Origin of the sequence: Pseudomonas sp. MB-090624, assembly GCF_003205245.1 — a bacterium.
Taxonomy (GTDB): Bacteria; Pseudomonadota; Gammaproteobacteria; order Pseudomonadales; family Pseudomonadaceae; genus Aquipseudomonas; species Aquipseudomonas juntendi.
In genome coordinates this window covers 48,599-55,813 of record NZ_QJRK01000048.1, presented here as the reverse complement: position 1 = coordinate 55,813, position 7,215 = coordinate 48,599, and the positions used below count along the sequence as shown (strand labels likewise).

General features: G+C 65.9%; 5 protein-coding genes. 3 read left to right on the top strand and 2 right to left on the bottom strand.

Annotated features, from left to right (window positions below; all coding sequences use genetic code 11):
• The first annotated feature begins 88 nt into the window (after positions 1-88).
• The 3 genes from DMX12_RS23290 to DMX12_RS23280 are packed head-to-tail and all read left to right on the top strand — an operon-like array spanning position 89 to position 5,558.
• Positions 89-1,327 (top strand): exonuclease SbcCD subunit D C-terminal domain-containing protein, encoded by a 1,239-nt coding sequence (locus DMX12_RS23290; RefSeq protein WP_110679562.1) that lies wholly within the window; start codon positions 89-91, stop codon positions 1,325-1,327.
• Positions 1,324-4,968, top strand: a complete 3,645-nt coding sequence (locus DMX12_RS23285) for an AAA family ATPase (RefSeq protein WP_110679561.1) — start codon at positions 1,324-1,326, stop codon at positions 4,966-4,968. The genes DMX12_RS23290 and DMX12_RS23285 overlap by 4 nt, the downstream gene beginning before the upstream one ends.
• Positions 4,965-5,558 carry a glutathione S-transferase gene (locus DMX12_RS23280; RefSeq protein WP_110679560.1) on the top strand — a complete coding sequence of 198 codons (594 nt, stop codon included), beginning with the start codon at positions 4,965-4,967 and terminating at the stop codon, positions 5,556-5,558. The genes DMX12_RS23285 and DMX12_RS23280 overlap by 4 nt, the downstream gene beginning before the upstream one ends.
• Before the next feature lie 150 nt (positions 5,559-5,708).
• Here the strand turns inward: DMX12_RS23280 and DMX12_RS23275 are convergent, their stop codons facing one another.
• Both DMX12_RS23275 and DMX12_RS23270 read right to left on the bottom strand, forming a co-directional pair.
• Positions 5,709-6,839: a lactonase family protein gene (locus DMX12_RS23275; RefSeq protein WP_232108651.1), complete on the bottom strand. Its 1,131-nt coding sequence runs from the start codon at positions 6,837-6,839 to the stop codon at positions 5,709-5,711.
• Positions 6,805-7,095, bottom strand: coding sequence for a DUF5629 family protein (locus tag DMX12_RS23270; RefSeq protein WP_054905310.1), 291 nt, complete (start codon positions 7,093-7,095; stop codon positions 6,805-6,807). Before DMX12_RS23270 ends, DMX12_RS23275 begins: the two co-directional genes overlap by 35 nt.
• Positions 7,096-7,215 lie beyond the last annotated feature (120 nt).

Genomic DNA, 7,215 nt, shown 5'->3' with positions numbered 1-7,215 from the left:
CTGCTTGGGTTACCATACCGCCCTCGCGCAACGCCCATCCCCAAAGCCAAGCCCTCTGGCTTGCTCGACTCGACACCACAGGTCATCCATGCGTCTGTTTCATACCTCCGACTGGCACCTGGGCCAAAGCCTGCACGGCCAGGAACGCGATTTCGAACACGCCTGCTTCCTCGACTGGCTGCTCGGCCAGCTTCGCCTGCGCCAGCCGGATGCGCTGCTGATCGCCGGCGATATCTTCGACACGGTCAACCCCCCGGTCAAAGCCCAGGAGCGTCTGTACGACTTCATCGTCCAGGCGCATGAACAACAGCCCAAGCTGGACATCGTGATGATCGCCGGCAACCACGATTCCGGCTCGCGCATCGAGCTGCCTGCCGCACTCATGCGCCGCCTGCGCACCCACGCCCTGGGCCGTGTGCACTGGCTGGACGAAGGCCAACTGGATGCCGAGCGGCTGCTGATCCCGCTGACCAATGGCCGCGGCAAAGTCGCAGCCTGGTGCCTGGCGCTGCCGTTCCTGCGGCCGGCCGAAGTCACCGGCCCCCACCTGGGCGACGACTACCTGCAAGGCATCACCCAGGTGCACCAGCAACTGATCGCCGCAGCACTGCAAAAACGCAAGAAAGACCAGGCGCTGATTGCCATCAGCCATGCGCACATGGCCGGGGGCGCAGTGTCGGAAGACTCCGAGCGCAGCCTGATCATCGGCAACGCCGAGGCGCTGCCGGCCAAGCTGTTCGACAAGGCCATCAGCTATGTCGCCCTCGGCCACCTGCACAAGCCACAGAAGGTCAACCGCGAAGAACGCATCCGCTACAGCGGCTCACCGATCCCACTGTCGTTCGCCGAAATCAACTACCCGCACCAGGTGCTGGAGGTGGAACTGGACGGCAGCGGCCTGGTCAGCGTCGAGCCGCGCCCGGTACCGCGCGCCGTGGCCCTGCAACGCATCGGCCCGGCACCGCTGGGTGAGCTGTTACAGCAAATGGCAGACCTGCCGGTAATCGACCTGCTGGAAGACCCCAATCGCCAACCCTGGCTGGAGGTGCGGGTCATTCTCGACGAGCCGCAACCGGACCTGCGCCAGCAGATCGAGACCGCGCTGGCGGGCAAGGCAGTGCGGCTGGTGCGCATCAGTGCCGAGTATGCTGGGCGCAACAGTAGCGAAGATGATGACCTGGCCTTTGTCGAACTGGCCCAGATGACCCCGCAAGACCTGTTCAGCCGGGCCTGGGAGCAAGCCTACGGCAGCGCTGTCGACGAGCAGGCGCTGGCCGACTTTGCCCTGCTGTTGCAGGACGTGCAGCAGGAAGAGGAACAGCCATGAAGATTCTTGCCATCCGCCTGAAGAACCTGGCATCGCTGGCTGGCCCTGTCGACATCGACTTCACTGCCGAGCCCCTGGCCAGCGCCGGCCTGTTCGCCATTACCGGGCCCACCGGCGCCGGCAAGAGCACCCTGCTCGACGCCCTGTGTCTGGCCCTGTTCGGCACCGTACCGCGGCTCAATGACATCGGTCGCGAAGCCAAGGTGCCGGATGCCGACGGCGACATCCCCACATCCGACCCGCGCAACCTGCTACGCCGTGGTACCGGCAGCGGCTTTGCCGAAGTCGATTTCGTCGGCGTCGACGGCCGCCGCTACCGTGCCCGCTGGGAAGCCAACCGCGCCCGCGACAAGGCCAACGGCAAGTTGCAGCACAGCCGCCAGAGCTTTTACGACCTGGACAGCGAGCAGGTCCTGGCCAGCGGCAAGAACGAATACAAACAGTTGGTCGAAGCCCGCCTGGGCCTGAACTTCGAGCAGTTCACCCGCGCGGTGATGCTGGCCCAGAGCGAGTTTGGCGCGTTTCTCAAGGCCGACGACAGAGAGCGCAGCGAACTGCTGGAAAAACTGACCAACACCGCCATCTACACCCGCCTGGGCCAGCGCGCGTTCAGCAAGGCCCGCGAGACCGGTGAGGTGCACAACGAACTGCTCGCGCGCGCCAGCCACCTGCTGCCGATGGACGCCGAAGCCCGCGCCCAGCTCGACCAGCAACTGGAGCAGGCGCAGCAGCACCTGAAGGCTGACCAGGCCGGTGAGCGCCAGCTGGAACAGCAACGCAACTGGCTGCACGAGCAAAACCGGCTGCAAGCCCAGCACGCCGAGGCGGTCCGCGCGCTGCAGGCCGCCGAGCAGGACTGGCAGCAGTTGGCCGAACCGCGCCTGGACCTGCTGCGCCTGGAGCGCCTGGCACCTCAGCGCCACCAGTTCCACCGCCAGCAGGCGCTGAACGCACAACTGGCCCCACTGGCGGCAAGAATTGCGCAGCAGCAACAGCAGCAGGACGAACTCCAGGCACGCGCAAATACCCTGGAGCAAGCACTGAACGCCGCACGCCAGGCGCTCGCCGACAGCCAGGCGCAACACGGCGAGAGTGCCCCACGCCTGCGCCAGGCCTTCGCCGCCCAGGACAACCTGGCGCGCCTGGACGAAGCGCTGGCCGCGCAACGCAGCAGCAGCCAACAGGCTGAACAACACGTCGCCGATGGCCAGCAGCAGTTGCAACAGCTGGAGGCCAACCAGCAGCGCTGCCTGCAGCAATTGGCGCAGATCGACAGTGCCCTTGCCGACAGCGAGCACCTGGCAGGCTTGGCCAGTGCGTGGCACGCCTACCTGCCGCAACTCAAACAGGTGATGCTGATTGGCGGCCGCCTGGCCAAGGGCCGCGAAGAGCTGCCCGGCCTGCAGGCCCAGGCCAGCCAGGCCAATGTGCAGTTGCAGGCCGAGCGAGACGCCTACGAGCTGCTGTTCCGCGAAGCCAAGGCCGAACCCCAGGCCCTGGCCGAGCAGATCGACCTGCTCGGCGGCATGCTGCAGGACAACCGCAAGCAGCAGCGCGCCGTTGAAGAAATGTCGCGCCTGCACGGCCGCGAACTGGAACTGCGCCAGCAACTGGACAGCGTTCGTGAACGCCAGCAACAGGCCATGCAGCAACGCCAGCAGTTGATCAGCGAAGGCACCGCGGCGAAGGCCGAGCTGGAGGCGGCCGAACAGGCGCTCAACCTCACCCGCCAGTTGCTGGAGCGGCAACGCCTGGCGCGCACCACCAGCGTGGAGGCACTGCGCGACCAATTGCGCGATGGCGAACCTTGCCCAGTCTGCGGCAGTGCCGAACACCCGTTCCACCAGCCTGACGCACTGCTGCACAGCCTGGGTCGGCATGACCAGGCTGAAGAAGCTGCCGCGCAGCGACAGGTCGACACCCTCAACGCCAAGCTGGTCGAGCTGCGCACCCAATTGGGGGTGGTCAACGCCCAGCTCAAGGAGTTCCAGCAGCAACAGCAGCAACTGGGCGATCAGTTGCAACCGCTGGTGGCGCAAGTGCAGGCCCACAGCCTGTGGCCAGCTCTGGCCCCGCAGGATGACAAGGCCCGTAGCACCTGGCTGGCCAGCCAGCTGCAGCGCCTGGAGGCGGAAATTGCGCAGGACGAGAAACGCCAGAGCGCGCTGCTCACGCTGCAACGCGATGCTGCCCGCCTCACCCAGCAACTGCAGGCCGCCCAAGACGCTCAACAGCAGGCCCAGCGCCACCTCGAACAACAGCACCAGGCCCTGGCCAACGACGAGCAGCAGTTGCAGCAAGGCTTGCACGACCTGGCCGGGGTGCTGCCCGAGCAGGCCCTGAAGGCACTCGACGAAGACCCGGCCAATGCTTTCCTGGCCCTGGACCAGCAGATCGCCCAGCGCTTGCAGCAACTGGAACAGCGCAAGGACGAACTGGAAGAACAGCAGGCCCGGCAAACCCAACTCGACAAGCTGCGCGACCAGCACCAGGCCCGGGTGCAAGGCCTGCAGCAGTTGCAGCAACAACTTGCCGCCCTGGACGAGCAGCGCCAGCAGGCCCAGGCTGCCCTCGGCGAACTGCTCGGTGAACACGCCACTGCCGAAGCCTGGCAACAGCACATGGACGCCGCGCTGGACCAAGCCCGCGCCCTGGACGCCGACACCGCCCAGCGCCTGCAGGAACTGCGCACGCAAGCCGTGCAACTGGCCAGCGAGCTGAAGGCCGACGGCCAGCAGCAACAGGCGCTGGTTGCCGAATGCCAGCAGTTGCAGGGCCAGATTGCGCAGTGGCGCAGCCAGCACCCGGAGCTGGATGACGCCGGGCTGGACCGCCTGCTGGCCATGGAGGATGCGCAGGTCGCAGCATTGCGCCAGCGCTTGCAAAGCGCGGAAAAAGCTATCGAACAAAGCCGCGTATTGCTGCAGGAACGCGAACAGCGCCTGCAACAGCACGTGGCCGACATGAGCGTGGACACTACGGCCGAAGCCCTCGAGCAAGCCCTGCTGGAACTGCGCGAGCGCATGGCCAGCCACGAGCAGCAATGCGCCGAACTGCGGGCGCAGCAGGCCGATGACCAGCGTCGCCAGCAGGCCCATCAGGCACTGGCAGCCGAGATTGAGCAAGCCCGCCAGCAGTGGCAGCGCTGGGCCCGCCTGAATGCCCTGATCGGCTCGGCCTCGGGCGATGTGTTCCGCAAGATCGCCCAGGGTTACAACCTTGACCTGCTGTTGCACCATGCCAACAGCCAACTGCGCCAACTGGCCCGCCGTTACCGCCTCAAGCGAGGCGGCAGTGCCCTGGGCCTGTTGGTCCTGGACACCGAAATGGGCGACGAGCTGCGCTCGGTGCACTCGCTGTCCGGCGGCGAAACCTTCCTGGTGTCGCTGGCGTTGGCCCTTGGCCTGGCTTCGATGGCTTCCAGCACCCTGCGCATCGAATCGCTGTTCATCGATGAAGGTTTCGGCAGCCTGGACCCCGAGTCGCTGCAGCTGGCCATGGATGCCCTGGACGGCTTGCAGGCACAGGGGCGCAAGGTGGCAGTGATTTCCCACGTGCAGGAAATGCACGAGCGCATCCCGGTGCAGATTCAGGTACGCCGCCAAGGCAATGGCCTGAGCGAAGTGCAGGTGTGCGGGTGATCCTGTACTCGTTCCGTCGCTGCCCGTGGGCCATGCGCGCGCGCCTGGCCCTGCGCTATGCGGGCTGTGAGGTCGAGGTATGCGAAGTGGCGCTGAAGAACAAGCCGGCAGAACTGCTGGCCTTGTCCCCCAAGGGCACGGTGCCGGTGCTGGACACCGGCAGCCAGGTGCTGGAAGAGAGCCTGGATATCATGCGCTGGGCGTTGGCGCAGAACGACCCGCAGGATTGGCAACTGCGCGCGAACCCCGCGGCGGCGCAGCAGGCGCATGCCCTGATCGCGCGTAATGACAGCACGTTCAAGTCGCAGGTGAACCTGTACAAGTATGCCGAGCGCTACCCGCAGCACCCTCGCGCGTACTACCGCCAGCAGGCCGAGGCCTGGCTGGCGGAGCTCGAAGGGTTGTTGGAGAGCCGGCCGTATCTGTTGGCTGACCTGCCGAGCATCGCCGACGCCGCCTTGCTGCCCCTGATGCGCCAGTTTGCCGGGGTGGAACCCCAGTGGTTCGCCGAGGCCGCTTATCCGCGGCTGCGGAGCTGGCTGGAGGGGTGGTTGGCGTCAGACCTGTTCCGCTCGATCATGGCCAGGTAGCAGCTTCACCCGGCTCCCTGTAGGAGCGGCCTTGTGTCGCGAAAGGGTCGCGCAGCGGCCCCGGGTTCTCGCGTTACCGCCGACATTGCCGGGGCCGCGCTGCGGCCCTTTCGCGACACAAGGCCGCTCCTACAAGGCCTGGTGTTGATATCAGTCGATGAACTTCAAGTCCGAGGGTGCGTCCTGGGCCAGGATCTGCACCGTCTCGCCCAGCTTGCCAGTCTCGGCGTCACGGCGCATGACCACGATCTGGTTGCTCTTCTGGTTCGCCACCACCAGGAAGCGGTTGCTGGGGTCCAGGGCAAACTCGCGAGGGTGGTCGCCTTCGACGGCGCGGCGCTGCACAAACGTCAGCTTGCCGTCGCCCTTGCCAACCGCAAACACCACGATTTCATTCGCTGTACCGCGATTGCTCACGTACAGGAAGCGCCCGTCGGCCGACAGGTGCAACCCGCCCGCCGCCTTGGCCGTCGACGCCGAGGCTTCGGTGAGTGCCAGGCGCTGACCCTCGGTCAGGCCCGCACCGTTGACATTGAACATCACCACTTCCCCGCTCATTTCCAACGTGAGGTAGGCATGCTGCCCCGTGGCATCGAACAGCAGGTGGCGTGGTCCGCTGCCTGGCGGCAACGCCACCGACGACGGCGTGGCCGGGCTCAACGGCTGGTCCGGGCTGGCGCCGTCGTAGCGGTAGATGAATACCTTGTCGGCACCGAGGTCGCTGGCGTACAGATATTGCCCATTGGGTGACGACACCAGTGAATGCACATGCCCCCCCGCCTGGCGCTCGCGGTTGACGCCGCTGGGCCGGTGTTGCAATTGCTGCACGACCGGCTTGAGCTGACCGTCCCTGGCTACCGGCATCACTGCCAGGCTGCCGCCGGGGTCAGGGTTGACCGCGTAGTTGGCCACGAACAGGTAGCGCTGGTCATGGCTGAGGCTGGCATGGGTTGGCTCGTCGCCTTGGCTGGCCACTTGGTTGAGCGGCTTGATGTCGCCCTTCGCACTGACACTGAAACTGCTGGCATTGCCGCCCGGGGTTTCATTGACAGCGAACAGCAGGCGGCGGTCGGCCGACAGCACCAGCCACGACGGGCTGACACTTTTCACCACTTGCTGCGGGGTAGGGTCGATGTGGCCCCGTTGTTCGTCGAACTGGTAGCGGTAGATACCCTGGCTGGCACCATCGGTATAGCTGCCCACCAGCAGGGTCGCGGCGTGGGTCGGGATAGTCAGGCTCATCAGGCTAGCGGTCAGCAGGGTCGTCCAGGTGCGGTTCATCTTGGTCTTCATCCGGGGCGCGAAAGGCACTCATGCAGACTAGCCGATGCGCGCCATTGGCATCGTCCAGTTGCCACTCGTCTCCCATGGCGGTCGCCGCGGCGACCTGCTCGGGGGTAAACGACCAGCGGCGCAGTTGGCGGCCGTCCATGCACTCGACGCGCAGGCCAGTGGTATCGGCGGTGAACTCGAAGGCGTGCAGGCCGTCGATCAGGAGCATGTCGCAGGACTGCAGGGCGTGGCTGAGGGAGGACATTGGGTTACCTGTCAGGGAAGTGCTGCCAGTATAACCCTGTGACATCCCAGTGGGAGATTCTATGGTTCCTGGCAAGGGTAGCCGGAGCATCTTCAGCGCCTGTGAGATCGAGCGCCGCCC

Bases quoted from the DNA above. Each gene is read 5' to 3' on its own strand.
- DMX12_RS23290 (WP_110679562.1), top strand. From the start codon at position 89: ATGCGTCTGTTTCATACCTCCGACTGGCACCTGGGCCAAAGCCTGCAC.
- DMX12_RS23270 (WP_054905310.1), bottom strand. From the start codon at position 7,095: ATGTCCTCCCTCAGCCACGCCCTGCAGTCCTGCGACATGCTCCTGATC.
- DMX12_RS23285 (WP_110679561.1), top strand. From the start codon at position 1,324: ATGAAGATTCTTGCCATCCGCCTGAAGAACCTGGCATCGCTGGCTGGC.
- DMX12_RS23275 (WP_232108651.1), bottom strand. From the start codon at position 6,839: ATGAACCGCACCTGGACGACCCTGCTGACCGCTAGCCTGATGAGCCTG.